Annotated in this window: 13 protein-coding genes and 1 other RNA gene; 7 read left to right on the top strand and 7 right to left on the bottom strand. The window is 45.1% G+C overall.

Annotated features, from left to right (window positions below):
• Positions 1-86: 86 nt before the first annotated feature.
• The 5 genes from aceA to G3R49_RS05310 all read right to left on the bottom strand — a co-directional run bounded on the left by aceA (position 87) and on the right by G3R49_RS05310 (position 7,720).
• Positions 87-1,406 (bottom strand): isocitrate lyase, encoded by a 1,320-nt coding sequence (gene aceA, locus G3R49_RS05330; protein ID WP_167868927.1) that lies wholly within the window; start codon positions 1,404-1,406, stop codon positions 87-89.
• A 134-nt stretch (positions 1,407-1,540) separates the two neighbouring features.
• A complete protein-coding gene (aceB, locus tag G3R49_RS05325) occupies positions 1,541-3,184 on the bottom strand; it encodes a malate synthase A (protein ID WP_167868926.1) in 1,644 nt (547 codons plus the stop codon).
• Between the two features lie 1,672 nt (positions 3,185-4,856).
• Positions 4,857-6,635, bottom strand: a complete 1,779-nt coding sequence (locus tag G3R49_RS05320; RefSeq protein ID WP_167868925.1) for a GGDEF domain-containing protein — start codon at positions 6,633-6,635, stop codon at positions 4,857-4,859.
• A gap of 4 nt (positions 6,636-6,639) precedes the next feature.
• A complete protein-coding gene (locus G3R49_RS05315; RefSeq protein ID WP_130597926.1) occupies positions 6,640-6,852 on the bottom strand; it encodes a hypothetical protein in 213 nt (70 codons plus the stop codon).
• Positions 6,853-6,907: 55 nt separating this feature from the next.
• The gene (locus G3R49_RS05310) at positions 6,908-7,720 is read right to left on the bottom strand and encodes an SAM-dependent methyltransferase (protein WP_167868924.1); all 813 of its coding nucleotides are present in this window, start codon (positions 7,718-7,720) and stop codon (positions 6,908-6,910) included.
• A gap of 270 nt (positions 7,721-7,990) precedes the next feature.
• On the opposite strand from G3R49_RS05310, the gene G3R49_RS05305 reads away from it, so the two are divergent.
• Positions 7,991-8,500, top strand: coding sequence for an outer membrane protein assembly factor BamE (locus G3R49_RS05305; RefSeq protein ID WP_130597928.1), 510 nt, complete (start codon positions 7,991-7,993; stop codon positions 8,498-8,500).
• 110 nt (positions 8,501-8,610) lie between these two features.
• On the opposite strand, the gene G3R49_RS05300 is transcribed toward G3R49_RS05305, so the two are convergent.
• Both G3R49_RS05300 and G3R49_RS05295 read right to left on the bottom strand, forming a co-directional pair.
• Complete coding sequence (locus G3R49_RS05300) at positions 8,611-8,949, bottom strand: RnfH family protein (protein ID WP_167868923.1); 339 nt, start codon at positions 8,947-8,949, stop codon at positions 8,611-8,613.
• The gene (locus G3R49_RS05295; RefSeq protein ID WP_130597930.1) at positions 8,942-9,376 is read right to left on the bottom strand and encodes an SRPBCC family protein; all 435 of its coding nucleotides are present in this window, start codon (positions 9,374-9,376) and stop codon (positions 8,942-8,944) included. The genes G3R49_RS05300 and G3R49_RS05295 overlap by 8 nt, the downstream gene beginning before the upstream one ends.
• A gap of 249 nt (positions 9,377-9,625) precedes the next feature.
• On the opposite strand from G3R49_RS05295, the gene smpB reads away from it, so the two are divergent.
• The 6 genes from smpB to G3R49_RS05265 all read left to right on the top strand — a co-directional run.
• Positions 9,626-10,120 carry an SsrA-binding protein SmpB gene (smpB, locus tag G3R49_RS05290; protein WP_130597931.1) on the top strand — a complete coding sequence of 165 codons (495 nt, stop codon included), beginning with the start codon at positions 9,626-9,628 and terminating at the stop codon, positions 10,118-10,120.
• 77 nt (positions 10,121-10,197) lie between these two features.
• Positions 10,198-10,553, top strand: a transfer-messenger RNA (tmRNA) gene (ssrA, locus tag G3R49_RS05285).
• A gap of 491 nt (positions 10,554-11,044) precedes the next feature.
• Complete coding sequence (locus G3R49_RS05280) at positions 11,045-12,697, top strand: ABC transporter transmembrane domain-containing protein (RefSeq protein ID WP_167868922.1); 1,653 nt, start codon at positions 11,045-11,047, stop codon at positions 12,695-12,697.
• The gene (locus G3R49_RS05275) at positions 12,694-14,778 is read left to right on the top strand and encodes a peptidase domain-containing ABC transporter (protein ID WP_245335277.1); all 2,085 of its coding nucleotides are present in this window, start codon (positions 12,694-12,696) and stop codon (positions 14,776-14,778) included. The genes G3R49_RS05280 and G3R49_RS05275 overlap by 4 nt, the downstream gene beginning before the upstream one ends.
• Positions 14,771-16,096, top strand: a complete 1,326-nt coding sequence (locus G3R49_RS05270; RefSeq protein ID WP_167868921.1) for an HlyD family type I secretion periplasmic adaptor subunit — start codon at positions 14,771-14,773, stop codon at positions 16,094-16,096. Before G3R49_RS05275 ends, G3R49_RS05270 begins: the two co-directional genes overlap by 8 nt.
• 12 nt (positions 16,097-16,108) lie before the next feature.
• A partial coding sequence (locus G3R49_RS05265) for a VCBS domain-containing protein (protein ID WP_167868920.1) occupies positions 16,109-18,129 on the top strand: 2,021 nt, incomplete at its 3' end.

Here is an 18,129-nt window from a genome sequence, read left to right as displayed (position 1 = left end):
TGCGTAACAACAAAAAGTGAAAGTAAAACAATGGTAAAGCTGGTACTCCAGCCTTACCGATACAGCTCGTTACTGCTAAAGCTGCCTTAGAACTGCTCTTCTTCAGTAGAACCAGTTAGGGCTGTAACCGAAGACTTACCGCCTTGAATGCAAGTGGTAACTTGGTCGAAGTAACCTGTACCCACTTCTTGCTGGTGCGATACGAAGGTGTAGCCTTTTTCTGCCGCAGCAAACTCAACTTCTTGCACCTTCTCAACATAGTGTTTCATGCCTTCACCGCGCGCATAGTCATACGCTAGGTCGAACATGTTGTACCACATGTTATGAATACCCGCTAAGGTGATGAACTGGTACTTGTAGCCCATGTCCGACAACGCTTGTTGGAAGCGTGCAATCGTTTCGTCGTCGAGGTTCTTTCTCCAGTTGAACGATGGCGAGCAGTTATAAGCAAGTAGCTGATCAGGGTATTTAGCATGAATCGCATCAGCAAACTTCTTCGCTTCTTCTAGACAAGGCGTTGCCGTTTCACACCAGATAAGGTCAGCATACGGAGCGTAAGCTAAGCCGCGAGAAATTGCTTGGTCAATACCATTTTTCACGCGGTAGAAACCTTCTTCAGTGCGGTCACCAGTGACAAAGTCACGGTCATATGGGTCGCAATCAGATGTCATTAGGTCAGCTGCGTTAGCATCGGTACGGGCAATCACTAAGGTTTCAACACCATTCACATCAGCCGCAAGGCGCGCAGCTACAAGCTTTTGTACCGCTTCTTGAGTAGGTACAAGTACTTTACCGCCCATGTGACCACATTTTTTCACTGACGCTAATTGGTCTTCAAAGTGAACGCCAGCCGCACCAGCATCAATCATGCCTTTCATTAGCTCGAATGCGTTTAGTACGCCGCCAAAACCAGCTTCAGCATCAGCAACGATTGGTAAGAAATAATCAGTGTAACCTTCATCACCTGGGTTAATTTCTTTACCCCATTGGATTTGGTCAGCGCGGCGGAAAGAGTTATTAATGCGACCAACTACCGCTGGAACTGAGTTCGCTGGGTATAGTGATTGGTCTGGGTACATGGTGCCCGCTAAGTTAGCGTCAGCCGCAACCTGCCAACCTGAAAGGTAAATCGCTTCAATACCCGCTTTAGCTTGTTGAACCGCTTGACCACCGGTTAGTGCACCTAGTGAGTTCACATAACCTTTTTTAGCACCACCGTTTACTAATTCCCAAAGCTTGGCTGCACCACGTTTAGCAATTGTGTTCTCAGGTACGACAGAGCCACGTAGCTTTACCACTTCTTCAGCAGTGTACGGACGCTTCACGCCTTTCCAACGTGGGTTTTCAGCCCAATCCTTTTTAATCGCTTCAATCTGCTGCTCGCGAGTCAGTGTTTCAGTAGACATAGTGCTTCTCCTTCCTGTGTGTAGGGCTGGCAAGTGTGCGGCATTATGAGATAACTCACTCGCCACTTGCCTAATTTCCGTTGTTTTTGTAAATCTGTAATTCAGTGTTTGTTAATTAGAGCTGGGTAATCGGCTTAGGCTGTTAGCAGCTCATAACCAGGCAGAGTTAAAAAGTCGACCAACTCATCTGAGGTAGTAATCTGCTCAAACAATTGTGCCGCTTGGGTAAACTTGCCCGCTTGATACCGCTCCGTACCTAGCTCTTGCTCAACATTTTTCAGCTCTTCAGCTAGCATTTGGCGGAACAAGTCTTTGGTCACCAGCTTGCCGTTAGATAAGCTCTTTTCATGTTGGATCCACTGCCAAATCGAAGTACGTGAAATCTCTGCGGTTGCCGCATCTTCCATCAAACCGTAGATAGGTACACAGCCGTTACCCTGGATCCAGGCTTCGATGTACTGCACCGCAATACGAATGTTCAAACGCATGCCAGTCTCGGTACGCTCGCCATCACAAGGCTCAAGCAACTCAGCAGCTGGAATTGGCGCGTCAACGTCACGGGTAATATGCAATTGGTTGGTGTTGTCACCGCCAATGTAGTCGTTGAAAATGCCCATGGCAGTATCAGCAAGACCAGGGTGAGCAACCCAGGTGCCATCATGGCCGTTGCGAGCTTCTAGCTCTTTGTCGCCACGAACTTTTTGCAATACTTGCTGATTGGTAGCTTCGTCTTTTGCTGGAATGAACGCCGCCATACCGCCCATCGCCAGTGCACCACGTTTATGACAGGTCTTAATCAGCAGACGTGAATAAGCACTTAAGAAAGGCTTGTCCATGGTCACAGCTTGACGGTCTGGCAACACTCGGTCTGGATGGTTTTTAAGGGTTTTGATGTAGCTAAAGATGTAGTCCCAACGACCACAATTCAGCGCCACAATGTTTGAACGAAGCTCATATAAAATCTCGTCCATCTCAAACACAGCCGGCAGGGTTTCAATCAAGCAAGTACACTTGATGGTGCCAGGTTGCAGGCAGAAACGCTCTTCAACAAAGGAGAATACTTTTGCCCACCAGCGCGCTTCATGATGACTCTCAAGCTTAGGAATGTAGAAGTATGGCCCAGAATTTTTCGCCAATAACTGACGATAGTTATGGTAAAAGTACAAAGCAAAGTCGGCTAATCCGCCAGGAATGGCTTCGCCTTCAAACTCAATATGCTTTTCTTTTAAATGCAGACCACGTACGCGAGCAATCAATACAGCAGGTTCTGGGTTTAATAAATAGTGCTTGCCTGTGTTCGGCGCGGTAAACTCAATATCACCGTTAACCGCATCATGTAGGTTAATTTGTCCTTGAACCACTTTCTCCCAGCTAGGTGCGAGTGAGTCTTCAAAGTCGGCCATAAACACTTTTACGTTGGCGTTTAGTGCATTAATAATCATTTTGCGATCAACAGGACCTGTGATCTCCACACGGCGGTCTTGCAAATCTGCCGGAATACCACGAATAGACCAGTTACCATCGCGAATTGCACGTGTCTCAGGTAAGTAATCAGGCAGCTCGCCCGCATCAATTCGCTGTTGCTTATGGCGGCGCTTCTCTAATAGCTGTGGCACTTCGGCAGCGAACTGCTCACATAGTGTTTCCAGTAATGCTAAAGCACCTGAGTTAAGGATCTTCTCTTGGCCTTCAACATGGCTACCCAAAACTGCCAGCTTTGAGCTCGACTGGGTTTCGGTTTGCGCTGAATATTTAGCGACTAATTGATCTGCCGTCATAATTGCATCCTTGTGCTTAGATTATTGAGACTGTGTTGGGTGCCGCCATATTTCTGTTTTGGCATCCAGCGGTCTTAATAAAACTGACCCGATAAATATTGAGTAACTGTTATTGAGTAACTGTTATTGAGTAACTTTAGCTTTTGCTAGTCGAATCCTTCATCAGAGGTGCCCTGCCAATTTAGAGCATTCACTCTTTAAAAACCGTAAGCAAAAACTTTCAAATGTTTGCGTTGAACTAAAAACTAACCACAAACATTTGTAATTGCAACAATCTAAACGCAGAAAAAACGAGCAAAAATAGACTTAAAAACCATCATAAAATTGGTAATACCAAGACTTGCAACATAAGTATTTTTCATTAAAATTCAGATAATTAACCAAGACCCACCCAGAGAGATTAACAGCAAAACACCAGCAATAGAATAATTTGTCAGACCAATAACCCTAACAAACGCAATGTAGTAAAATTACAACCATAAAGCACGCATCGTACAAATATTGTTACGCAACTTTAGTCGAATTAGTAACAATAGGAATCAACTCTGCGTTTTGAGCTGCCGCTAGCGGAAATAGTGAAAGAGCATATATTTCATACATTTAGATAACAAACCTAGACAAGCCAACTTAAACGAACGTTTTAATCTTACGTTAACGTAAAGGTAACCGAAATAAGGTTAATTTATTGTTAGGCGTGGCTACGTATTAACCGAACAACACTCGATTTGTCCGCGAAAAATATTCAATTTTTTTTAAATTTTTTCAAAAAAAGTGCATAAAAAGTTCAAAAGAGCCAATTTGGTGCAAGTTTGCTGAATTAACTTGCTCATGATGAATGGAGCTTTCTGAAAGCGCACCAAAATGGTGGAGAGATTTGGATGGCGCAAAAATTACAAGTGATAGCCTCAAGGGGAAGTGTTAACTACGAACTGTTATCTATAGCGCGACTGCTGATCGACTTGCAGTTCAATGTCAAAGATACAGTATTCACACCTTGGTTTTGTTTAAGCACAAGCTAGGGTCTTATTCCTGTTCTTGAAGTCGAGGGCTAGATTCCCGCTTAAAAGCGTTGCGGGAATGGCAACCAAACGGTCACCCTCGAGATACTTTTAATCGAGGGTCTCGCTTTACTCTTGCAATCGAGAACTAGATTCCCGCTTAAAAGCGTTGCGGGAATGACACTGTTGGTAGCGTTGTTGGAATGACTGTGTTAGCAGCCTTGCGGGAATGGCAACCAAACGGTCACCCTCGAGATGCTTTTAATCTAGGGTCTCGCTTTACTCTTGCAGTCGAGAACTAGATTCCCGCTTAAAAGCCTTGCGGGAATGACAGTGTTTGTAGCGTTGTTGGAATGACGATGGTAGCAGCCTTGCGGGAATGGCAACCAAACGGTCACCCTCGAGATGCTTTTAATCGAGGGTCTCGCTTTTACTCTTGCAACCGAGAACTAGACTCCCGCTTAAAAGCCTTGCGGGAATGACACCGTTGGTAGCGTTGTTGGAATGACGATGGTAGCAGCGTTGTGGGAGCGACAAACTAGTAACGACTGGTTAAAGACGAGAAAATAAATACCAGAGAGTAAAGGCGCACTATAAAGGCAACGTCACTGCCGCGAGATGAGAGAACAAGAGTTACACCACAACAAACCGGCTTTTGGTGACAACAAGCATGCCTAGCTTTCTACTATTACCATTTCCGTATCGGCTTGGCTTTGTTTCACTTTTACAGGGTTATAAACCACAGCCTGGTTCTTACCTTGCTCTTTTGCCTGTTTAAGCCCTAGGGCTGCACGGCTGATTATCGGGTCAAGGCTTAAGTCTTGCTCTGTCCAGCAGCTTAAGCCTGCACTCACCGTAATGGCAAATTGATGGCCGGTCAGTTTAGTTTCAATGCTGGCTACTTGTTCGAGAAATTGCGTTGTCAGCTCATATGCTTGCTCAATATGAGTTTGCGGCATGAATAGTCCAAATTCTTCGCTGCTCATCCGCAACAAAATATGTTTTTTATCAATAAGCTCATTTAGCACATTGACTACCTGCTGCAATGCCCAGTCACCATTAGCATTACCGTATTGTTCATTAATTTGCTTAAGCGAATCGAGATCAAACAAGATTACCGAATAATCCGAATGGCGAGTTTGACATTGAATCAGCTGATTTTCAGCCATGTTTTGCCCAATAAAACGGCTATAAACGCCGGTAAGTTGGTCACGCTGGGCCTGGCGTTTGTAGTTGCTACGTTGAGACCAAACCGCTACGAGCATCAGGAATAAGCAAATACTGGCTCCGGCGAAAATGGTTGAAAACATATATGAGTAACTGCGTTGCTGATTCAACACTTTGCGCTGCTCACCAAAAATATCGTAATCCTGAACAATTTTATCAAGCTCACGGGTTTTCTCGGCAATTTCAAATTGTGCCATTTGATAAGCGTTTTGTTTTAATCGCTGCTCATTAAGCAAGGTCTCGCTTAACATCTGCGATCTTACTTGATGCTCATACGCCTGCTGATATTGCTCAGCGTCTCTGGCTAATAGAGCGAGTATGCCGTGGGCGCGCTGTTTCGGGCGAATATTCATTTGCACTTGCGCCAGATCAGCTACTCGCTGGGCATAGTCTCTAGCCTCAGCAAACATCCCTAGGTGATAATAAGTTTCAGCTAAAAACGCCCAGTTACTGTATATCTCAATGTTAAAGTTAAACTTTTCGTAGGCTTCTAAAGAAGATAAAAAACCAGGTAGTGCGTTAGGGTACTTTTGTTGCTCAAATAAAGCCCGAGCTTGACCTTTAACTGACATCGCCACGATTAGAGGGTAACCATGCTTTTGACAATAATCACCACTACGCCTGAAATACTCAGCCGCAGCTTCGTGCTTATCCAGTTCAAGATTCGCTACCGCTAAGTAGAGCATGCCATAACATTCACTTTTAGTATCTCTACCCTTATTGAATGCCAATACCCGATTAACCACCAACAGCATCTCTTTGTAGGCTTCCAAATCAAGATACACATTCAACAAACGTAAATAGGACTGCACCTTAACATGAGTATCATCGCCCTGCTCAATACGTCTTAAATTCTGCTCTAGCTGTTGAAATGCTTGCTGGTATTCACCTAATCCAATACTTACTGTTACCTTGTAAAGATAAATCTGAGTGAGTAGTTCTTGATTGGGATTTAGCCCCTCAGCTTCATCTAACACGCGTTTTGCAGCAATAAAGTTACCGGTATAAAGGTGGTTAATGCTTTTCAAGGTTTTAAATTTTGCTAATTGCTGCGAAGTAAAATTGCCGGTTCTAGGTTCAAGACTTTCAATAAGAGAAACGGCTTTAGGAAGGTCAGATTGCAACAATGAGTCTAGCTCGCCTAACTGGCTATCAATATCACTCGCCTTGACGTTGACACTCAACATCAAGGCAAGTAAAGCTGAAATCAGAAGACGAGATAACAAGAGCTTATTCCGAGTGATTAGCAATTAGCATAAACAACTTCATATTCTTGTCACCCGACAATGATTGGACTTTGCTCATGTCACCTGACATCACAGCTTCGGCTTCTTCATCGGTTAGACCATACTGCTGCATCACGCCACGAGGGTCCTTTTTGTAGGCTTGTTGCAGCTTTACATCCTGATTTAATTCTGTAAAAAAATCGGTCAATTTAGACATACTATTTCCTTATTTGATGTTTCAAGGGAGAGTTTAACACGCTATTGCGTCACGACTAACCGAGATCGCTCTCGGAAATTCCTAATTTTGCCAACATTTGTTGGTTCAATTTTAATTTGCCTACTGGCGGGATCATCAGGGTGCTAATCATAGTTAAATCAGCATCTGACAAATCCTTTAGTGCAAGCCAATCGATGCGCGGCGACATTAAAGGTAGATTAGGCGCTTCGTAAATGACAACCTGATGATCTAACGGATACCACTGGTTTAAATGTTCAACCAATATCTGCAACCTATCTTTAGTGGTAGCAAACTGAGTTAATGAATGCTCACCAGCTAAGGCTATTTGCCACAGCAAAACATGGGTATAGGGGTTAATTTGGTGGTTATAAAGCATAAATTGCGTGGTTTCATAACTTTGATGGCCAGCTTGGCCTGGGTCGATACCAAGATCTGCCCAAAGACAAGCTTCTGCAGAAACGCCAGGCAGCATTTGTGCTTCAAACCCTTCGACTTTAGCTTGCTTAATTGCAAGGTGTGACACACAAGCAAAGATCCCTGGGTGGCCATATAAGGCTACAACTACATCTAAACCTTGGCGGACTTGCTGCAAAATAGCTTCAACCATTTGCGCATAAGTATCGCGGCGACTTTTTACCTCGCCCTCTTGGGCATAATACGGCTGTAAAGAAGCATGTTTTGGGTTTAAGCCAACGAGCCATTGCTCGCAAAAAACATCTGGCACTAATGAAAACACAATATCAGCGTGTTCAATATGGCTTTTGCTCAGTGCACCGATATGAGCAGCTAACTGCAATCCGGTGCCAACAAAAACCAAACTCCCCTGTTTATTCTGCTTATTTTCCATAATCGTCGTACGCGACCTTATATTAGCGAACACTAATTAGTGTGCAACACTCTAAACTTGACATACTTTTATTGACCACACAAATTTAGCAAGCCCGTTTTACCCTCTCAAGTTAAATCGAGCAAGTTTGGCTTTTATCGATATGTTTTGTTTAAAGCTGAACTTAAAGCGCCCTAAGCACTCAAACACACAAACATAAGCCTGAACCCTTGTCATTTTAGGTCGCCCTTGGGTATCATGGCCGACAGAATTTAGGAAGTATTACAAATAATGATTAACAAAAAACAACGTTTTACCTTTTTGAGTGCTGCAGTACTTAGCCTTTCGCTGTCTGGATGTGGTGTATTTGACTGGCTGATTTACAAGCCTGACATCCCACAAGGTAACTATATGGAAGCGCAACAAGTAGAGCAGTTGCGTGTTGATATGACTAAGGAGCAAGCTGAGTACATCCTGGGGCGCCCTGTACTACGCGACAGTTTTTCTGACAACACCTGGTACTATGTTTATCACTTTAAGAGTGGTCGTGATGCGAGCATCATCCACAAAGAGTTAATCATTCATTTTGAAGATGACAAAATCGCCCGCGTTGAAGGTGATTACGAACTCAGTGAAGACTTTAATACGCCACTAGGCCAAGGCGAATTACCAAGTATTTCAGGGCCATCAAAAGATGAGCCACTTGTACCTGAGTCGCGTCCAGATGCAAAACCGCTAGTTCAAGAGAAGGTGGTTGAACTGCAAGAAGGTTTAAAACAGCAAAACGACGACGCTGAATAGTTTGAACCCAAAGCGATAGCCTACCTTAAGTAGGCAATAAAAAAGCAGAATGGTAACCCGTTCTGCTTTTTTAGTTTTAACATGGTCTGAAAACCATAGGCAAACGCAAGTTAAGCACTCACCTTCGCGCCAGTGGTCTTATTAATTCGCCCTTCTTCTTTGGCTTTTTCAGCGCGGCGGCGACGAACATCTTTAGGGTCGGCGATTAACGGTCGGTATATCTCCACTCGCTGACCAGCTTGCAATACCTCTTGATGCTTCACCTGACGACTAAAAATACCCAGCTTTACTTTTGCTAGGTCAATTTCAGGGAAAAACGCAACAATATTGGACTGCTCAACCGCTTCAATACAGCTAGTGCCCGGCGCAACATTCACCGTTATTACCTTTTGCTGCTCAGGTAAGGCATAAATGACATCAACTGGAAATGACTCAACTTCTTTAGTCACGATAAATCACCTTAGCTCTATCTGTGAATGCGGTTACCATCGAACCGACTAACTCTTTAAAAACTCGCCCAAAAGCAATATCAGTTAACGGGTTTGAAAATTCAAAGTCCAAGTCAAACTCAACCTTGCACGCCTCTTCCGTTAGCTCGGTAAACTTCCAATTGCCATGTAAGAACTTAAACGGGCCATTTTCTAACTCTAACGCTATCGACTTGCCTTCAACGACTTGATTGCGCGTCGTAAAGGTTTTCTTAATACCTGCTTTACTGACATCAACCGATGCCACCATGGTTTTGCCATCAAACTCAAGCACCTTGCCACCGACACAGCCGGGTAAAAACTCATGGTAAGACTCAACATCATTCACTAGGTTATACATTTCTAATGCGCTAAACCGGACCAGCACACTTTTAGAGATTTTTGGCATTGTTGCTCATTGGAATACTGTAATTTGCACGGGATTTTAGCACGTTGGTAAAAAAAGGCATCCCTACAGTTATCAGCCGTTATAAAGCTCAGACGATCTAACTCACAAACCTAGGTACTGGGCAAACAAGTTAATCCTCGCATCTTCAAGCTGTTGGGGTATAATCCCTTGAATTAGATTATTCTCTCCCCCATATCTGCCTTTAAGAGCAGAAAAATAGATGGGCAACTGCGAGTTAACCACGCAATTATGGCAAAAAAGAATTCCAAAAAAGCAAAGAATCCACCAGCAACAATTACCCGCAACAAACGCGCGACCTTTGAATTTAAAATCGAAGACAAAATTGAAGCCGGATTAGAGCTACAAGGCTGGGAAGTAAAATCCCTGCGTATGGGTAAAGTTACCCTAGCTGATTGTTATGTTTACATTAAACATGGCGAAGCATTTATGCACGGCTGTACCGTACAACCATTAAACACAGCATCAACTCATGTTGTATGTGACCCAATTCGCACCAAAAAACTACTACTAAAACGCAGCGAGATCGACAAGCTAGAAGGCTTGATTGAACGCCAAGGCTACACATTGGTGCCGCTGTCACTATACTGGCGCAAAGGCGCATGGGTAAAAGTTGAAATTGGCTTAGGTAAAGGTAAGAAAGATCACGACAAGCGCCAAGATACGAAAGAGCGCGAGTGGAAGGTTGAGCAATCACGCGTGATGAAAAAGTCTCGTTTGGGCTGATAAATAACCAAACAGTGATGTTTTGCGAAAATGTCGCTAGGCGTTTTGCTAAATACTCGATACAATTAACAAACTTTGGGGGCGATTCTGGATTCGACAGGATTCACGAAACCCTGGGAGCATGTCGAGGGGCGGTTGGCCTCGTAAAAAGCCGCACAGTTATAGTTGCAAACGACGATAACTACGCTCTAGCAGCTTAGGCTCGCTAGCCATCAGCCACACGTTTCGCACATGGGCAGTGGATTTTGATGGTCATCTTACATAGTGCTAGCGAGGGAACCTTGTTCGGGGGTGAACCGCGAAACAGTACCGGACTCGCCTGATAATATCCTGTCTTTCGGAGCTTATCGGGTTAACCAAAAGAGAGACTAAACATGTAGCGCCTTGGATGTAGGCTTTCTGGACGCGGGTTCAAGTCCCGCCGCCTCCACCAAACATTAAAAAGCTCACCTTCGGGTGAGCTTTTTGCTTTCTACGAAAAATTTCACAAGTAGAATAACTAGCTGCAATTTCTACGTTGTTCTACGCGATTTATCTAGCATAATCTCTGTACGTTGGTTTATTACAATTAACACTGTATTGCGTACTCCCCTCCGCCTTTGAACTCAAATTAATTGAGGTGAAAAAACTGCACGACAATGCATCCATTAGCTATCTGTAAAACAAGCTTGATAATAACCGCTCAATGTAAACTAAGTTTTCAGCAACAAAATGGACGCTAAGAATTTAAATTCAGGTCTAATGATATGCTCATCTAAAGCCCTCATTTTTAAAACCCACTCATTTGGACTACACATACGGTTTTAGTCACAAAAATTCCACAAAACATAGTCTTTTCACTAAAATTACTACTAATCTGGTAATAGTAACCGCTCAAAAATCGTTCCGTAATGACGTATCTCCCCCACAACAAGGAAGTAAGCAATGACAGACAACTTTAGCCTGCTAATCAAAAACCGTGCTTGGGTCGAGCTATTGCTTTCGTCTACCTTGATTAACTTGCTGTCATTGGCACTGCCTTTCACTATGCTGCAAATTTACGACCGAATTCTGCCGAATCAAGGGTATGGCACTGCCAGCGTGCTGGTTTCTGCCGTGGCCGTTGCCATTTTATTAGAACTGGTTCTGCGCTATGCACGCAGTTGGGTACTTGCTTCCAGCGCGGCAAATTTTGAACTTCAAACAACTACCCATACCGTAGGCGCGTTATTGCAATCTGATTATAAGCGGATTGAGTCTTTAGGCACTGGGGTGATTGCCAACGGGTTAAACAGCATTGCCACTATGCGAGAAATCTATTCAGGCCAAGCGCTTGTTGCATTGATGGATTTTCCCTTCGTGCTGATTTTCTTGGCTTTAGTGGCGTATATTGGCGGCCCACTGGTGCTCATCCCCATCGCGGTATGGGCGGTAATTGGCGTACTTGTTTACCTGATTGGTAAACAACTCAATCAAGCCACCCAAGCTTTAGGGCTTACCGAGGGTGAGCGCTCACGCTTGCTTATCCAGGTGCTATCGGGACTCACTACCGCCAAAGCTCTGGGAATGGAAACCAAACTCAGTGGTATGTACAACGAGATCAATTACCAACGACTCGCCCAGCAGCAACAAGTCGACTGGTTGTCGTCCAAATTACAGGAACTTATTCAAGGTGCTTCGCAAGCCACCACCTTGCTTATCGTCCTCATAGGTTGCTTGGCGGTGCTCAACGGTGATTTAACCACAGGGGGACTCGCTGCTTGCTCTATTTTGGCCGGCCGGGCAATCGCCCCATTAAGTGCCATCATCAGCTTACGTTCACGGTTGGCTGTGGCGAAAACGGCTATGTCACAGGTTGAGCAGTTGAGCCAGCTGCCAGGGGAGGTTTTTGATGGCACAACCCAATACCAACAAAAACTTCCTCTAGGCCCAATACAGCTGCACCAAGTTAGCTTGCAACAAACCGGGGCCAAGCTCGTTGATGTCAATATTGAAATTCCAGCAGGGAGCCTTGTGACAGTGACCTCTAACCCGCTCACTCACGCTAGTCTGCTACTAAGTAGTATTGGCGCGTTTCATCGGGTAGAAAGCGGAAAAATATTGATTGCTGGTGTCGAGCAAAGCCAACATAAACGCAGTGAATATCGTCAGTCGGTACTGCACGTATCCCCTTGGCCAACCTTGATGGCTGGCACGCTGATGGAAAACATGACCTTATTTGCTGCTGACAAAGAACCGCAAGCTATGGCCATAGCGGAAACCTTAGGGTTAACAGAAACCATCGCGCAACTGCCTGCGGGCTATCAAACACTTGTGGGCAATAACGACAGCCAAATGTTGAATAAAGGTGCGATTAAGCTCATTGGCTTAGTGCGGGCATTAGTCCAATCGCCCTCAATTTTACTGCTTGATGAACCGATGATCTCATTGGATGCAGACTCACAACAAAGGTTGCTGAAATTATTAGCTAGCTATCGCGGCGACATGACCATCATATTCGCCAGTTATTTTACTAGTATTAGAGCATTGAGCGACATACATCTACATATTGATACCCAAGGACACTGCCAGCAGCAAGCGAAGGAGGTGTCAGCATGAATTCCGTCGTTCATATGTCACAAAATAATGACCTGAAACAGGCCACAATTTCGCTGTTACAACAACTTGGGTTATACGCGCAAGCCAGCCATTTGCTCAATGATCAACAATCACAACCTTTCGATACGTTATCGTTAAATCAGCTGTTAAAAAAACACAAGCTGAGCTTTCGCGTGTTGCAGTTTAGTCCGCAGATGATGGCACAAACGAGTCACCCGTGTTTGTTTATTCCAGATAACTCACCAGCCCAGGTTATCCGCCGGCGCCATGAACACCTTGAACAACTTGGTAATAACGATCAGTGGCAACCTCTTACAGCCAAGACAGGCGGTCACATTCTGATTGTTGATAGCTTGCCGACGGATAAGCAAAACACCAAAGCCTTTGCCCATGAGCTAAGTAAAAAGACCAAGTGGTATCGACCGGTTTTCTGGTTAAGCCTTCTGGCCAGTATCACCGGCCTTGCGGTACCGCTGTTTACAATGGCGGTATATGACCGGGTGATTGGTGGCCAGAGCCCATCGGTATTGCCAACCATTGCTTTAGGAGCCGCGTTAGCAATCAGTATTTTGGTCTCAAGCAGATTAGTGCGTGCCAAGGTACTCGCCAATACCAGCAATCGATTTGCTCGCGATCTGTCTAATTTGACCTTCGATCGTTTGCTGAGCATGCCATTGACCGTACTCTCTCGCGTCGGACTGTCTAATCATATCTCCAGAATGCGCAATGCTGAAAAAATGCGAGTACTACTATCTGGTCCCGCAGGCACCGGTTTAGTCGATGTTCCTTTTACCTTAATTGCACTGGTTACCATCGCGCTATTGAGTGGCTGGTTAGTCGTAGTGCCGCTGAGTATGTTGGCGCTTTTTTATTGGGTTATGAAGCTGACCAACAAATTCACTCAATCGGCCTCGCCGACAATTAGCAGCGACTATCAACAATCGTTGAACGAGTTAGCCAAGAACCTACTTCAAGTCAAAACCAGCGGCCACAATGAAGGGTGGTACGTTAAGTTTTGTCGTCAATGTCGTGAACATTGCCGACAAAACTTTATCTACGCGAAACGCAGTGGGCTCAATGCCGCGGTTGCCCATGCGATGAGTTTATTCACCGCGTTAGTCACCGTATTTACGGGCATTTTTTTAGTGCTGAATCAGAGTATCAGCCCTGGGGCGCTCATCGCCTGTGTGATGTTGATTTGGCGTATCACAGGCCCTGCACAACTGGCATTTTCATCGAGCCAAAAGATCACTATGGTTAAAAGTGCTGCCGAGCAGTTTGACCGCTTCATGACCGCTTCTACTGAACATAATGAACTCCGGCTGGATTTACCTGATACTAGCCAAGCTCCGCAGCTGAGCTTCCAACATCTGACCTTACGTTATAGTGCAGATGCTGAGCCCGCATTATCAGGCATCTCGGTAGACATAGATGCCGGTGAAAATGTGGCGATTATTGGCCCCAATGCTTGTGGCAAAACCTCGCTGCTGTTAGCGGCGATTGGCGTGGTTGAATCTCAGGCGGGCTTTGTCACGATTAACGGCAAAAACTTAAAACAATATGACCCGCAAGCGCTCAGGCAATGGGCAGCTTATAGCCCAGCTCAAGCTGATTTACTACCAGGTACCTTAGCTGACAATATCCGCATATCTATGCCTAGTGCTAGCGATGAAGAACTGATTAACGCGCTATACGCAGCCGGTGGTGCCGCCCTATTTGATGCACTCGACAATAACATCCATTGTGAACTGTTTAAAAACGGCCATAGTCTGCTGTCTCCCGTGGAAAGTGGCTATATCAGCTTAGCAAGAGCACTATTGAAACAGTCCCAGTTGATCTTACTTGACGAACCGATTGCCAATCAAAACCCCCATGCCAAAGCGCAGTTACTCGAAACCTTTGCTAAGTTGAAGGGCAATACAACCGTGTTATTTACCAGCCACGACGCCGACTTAATTCAACAGGCTGACAAAGTGATCATTTTAGATAAAGGCACTGTGGTCTATGCAGGGCCAGTCCCCGACCCAAGCGCCCCCAACAGCGAAAACAGCCAACTACCTCAGGAGAGCAGCCATGGATAATCGACAGCTTGCCAATCGAACTTGGCCTGCTCATGAGTTTACAGAAGCAATAGAAGCCCCTACAGAGAAGAAACTCATCACGCGGATTATCATCCTCATCGCCAGTTCCGTTTTGGTCATGCTACTGTGGTCGATATTGACCCAAGTAGAAGAGATATCAAAATCCAAAGGCCATGTTGTACCGCTAGGACATCGGCAAGTGATTCAGAGCCTCACCGGCGGTACCATAGCCTCTGTGGTGGTAGAAGAAGGTGATCAGGTCAAAAAAGGTGATGTGCTAGCCAGTTTTGTCGCCATTGATAGTCAATCTGCAGAAGAGGAATTAGAGAGTAAACGCGCTAACCTGCTACTGAGAATTGAACGATACGATGCGTTTATTCAACAACGCTCAGCCAACTTTGATGAGTTTAATAGCACCTACCCACAACTGGTCAAACTCCACACGGCATCATTGCTGCGCATGAATCAAGAACGCGAAGCCATGCAGCAACTGTCGGCGTCTGAAATCGCAAAATCTCAAGCGGAACTTGATGGGCTAGAAACGGAAATCCCCCCTTTAGAAGATCAAATTAATACCGCCCAACAAACCCTAAAAATGATGCTCTCGGTTACCGCCGAGCAAGCGGTATCAAAATTGCGTATTTTAGAGTCGCAACAAAAGCTTGATGCCTATATGCGCGAACTAAAAAGCATGCAAAGTAAACAGCAAGTTTTGGCCAAAAACCTGATCAATCTCGAGCAACAACTTAAACAGAAACAAGCCACTCAACTTAAAGAAGTTGAAGAAAAACGCACTGAAACTCAGGCCCAACTACTGGGCATTCTGGCGCAACTAAAATCATCTGGCTCTTTAGTGTCGCAAAACACGGTGACCGCACCTGTTGATGGCATTATTCAATCAATTCCCTCTACATCTAGCGGCAGCGTTATTCAACCCGGAGGCACGGTAGCCGTCATTGTACCCATGACAAAAACAGGCTTGATGGAAGTGAAGTTATCACCGAGAGATATTGGCTTTGTTCGTGAAAATCAGCCTGCCAGAATCAAGATAGATGCGTTTGATTATAGTCGTTACGGTGCGCTCGACGGCACTGTCACTCGCATCTCTCCCAGTACAGACAAAGATGAGAAAGGTGGCGTTTTTTATAAGGTACAGATAAGCATTGATAAACCCTATTTTGGCGAACACCCGGGTCAATTTGATCTGCTTCCAGGGATGACCGGTGAAGCCGATATTGTTACTGGTGAGAAAAGCGTATTTCAATACCTTTGGAAGCCTGTATTTACTAATGTTACTGAAGCTTTTGGTGAGCGATAGGAGTCAATTACGATGTCACACGATGAAAATCGCCCACACAACAAAACTCAGCATGGCGAGCAAGCAAGTAAATCTAAGCAGCAATTAAAACGGGAAAAAATCGCCCAATCCAAAGCGAAAAAAGTGGATGCTGATGTTGATAAGCTCAAAGCAAAAGAGCTTCGTGACGGCAAAACCAGCCAAATAGGTAACAAAGATCTTGTTGCAGATAAGCCTTGGCAAGTCGGTCAAACTGCTGCCATTCCCCATCCACAACACACTGATGAGACGCCCCTCGCTGACAAATCCAACAGCGCGCCAACCACAGATGGTGATGCAGATGCTTCAGCGCAAATTGCCAGTCAATCAACATCAGAATTAACACCAACCGATATAAAGACAACAGCAAGCAAAGCGTCCCATGCTCAACCGATAATCGAACATGGTAGTAGTGAGACCACAGGGATTGAACAGCAGCATATCAGCATTTCACACGCCCAAGTCCCTGGCCTTTCAACAATTGCACAAGCCTTGTCTGCAAACCACAACAGCGAAAACCCTGCCAATTTTACCATCGCTTTTAATGTGACCCCAAAACCCGCCCAAGTGACTGCTGTGCCATTTACAGAAGTGACCACTGGCACTGGCACTGGCACTGGCACTGGCACTGGCACTGGCACTGGCACTGGCACTGGCACTGGCACTGGCACTGGCACTGGCACTGGCACTGGCAGCCATGAAAAGCCGTTAACAATTGAAGGTCAACATAAAAATCAACAAGTTAAGGAAGATAGCAGTGTTAATTCAGTTCATGGCACTTTAACTGCTCATGGTGAAAACAGCCAACATGTGACATGGGCGACCAATCAACAACAAGGACAATATGGTCATCTACAGATCGATAGCGCCACAGGTCAGTGGCAATACCATTTGGATAATAGTCTATCCGCAACAAATGCTTTAAATGAAGGTGAGTTACATCAAGAGCAGTTTGTGATCACCGCGACAGATAACCAAGGTAACCAAGTTAACAGCCTAGTCATTGTCAACGTAGAAGGTAGTAATGATCTTCCCACCATTTCAGGTGTTCATCATGCTGCATTAAATGAGCAAGGCAGCGTTGATACCGCAATCGGCCAACTCATTGCAACCGATGTCGACCATGGCGATAGTGCTACTTGGTCGGTTGTTAATAGACAAGGTCATTTTGGCCACATACAAATCGACCCACAAACTGGAATGTGGCAATACCATTTGGATAATCAATCTGCCGAAACCCTAGCGTTAAAGCAGGGCGACATCGCCAGCGAACGCTTCATTGTGCAGGTTACTGATAGTTCGGGTAATAGCGTTAGCCAACAGATAACAGTCGACATCCATGGTCAAAACCAGATTGCGCAAATACAAGGAATCAATCATTCCAGTGTCACTGAAGATCTTCACATCGACAGCCATGGCATGCTGCATACACAGGGACAACTATCCGTTGTCGATCCTGATTTAGGTGAAAGTCAATTTATCGCGAGCAATCTACAGGGACAATTTGGTCAGCTTAGTATCGATACTGATGGCCATTGGACCTATACCACGGACAATTTACAAACCGCGATTCAGGAGCTAAAAACTGGCGAGTCAATAACAGACAGCGTATTAGTGCGCACCGTGGATGGGACTGAACAAAAAATAACTGTCACTATCCATGGTACTGATGACAAAGCGGTAATTGCCAATGTCATCTCATCAACTGGTAATCCCACTCTATTAACCGCACCAACACCTGGTGGAGATACATACGCCTTCGTCAAAGAAGATTACAATGTCAGTCAAGGAAACTTGCATGCCGAAGGTCTGCTTTCGGTGACGGATGCAGATAAAAACCAAGCCCACTTCGTCAGCAGCACGTTGCAAGGTCAGTTCGGCAGTTTATCGATTGACGTGAGTGGCCATTGGATCTACAAAGCTGACAATTCACAAACGGCAATTCAAGGGCTGAAAACAGGTGAGTCACTCACCGACACCCTGCTGGTACACTCGGTTGATGGCACTGAGCAGAA

The organism is Shewanella sp. WXL01 (assembly GCF_012263345.1).
Lineage (GTDB): Bacteria > Pseudomonadota > Gammaproteobacteria > Enterobacterales > Shewanellaceae > Shewanella > Shewanella maritima.
The sequence above is the reverse complement of the archived record's forward strand: the minus strand, read 5'-3'. Positions and strand labels throughout refer to the sequence as shown.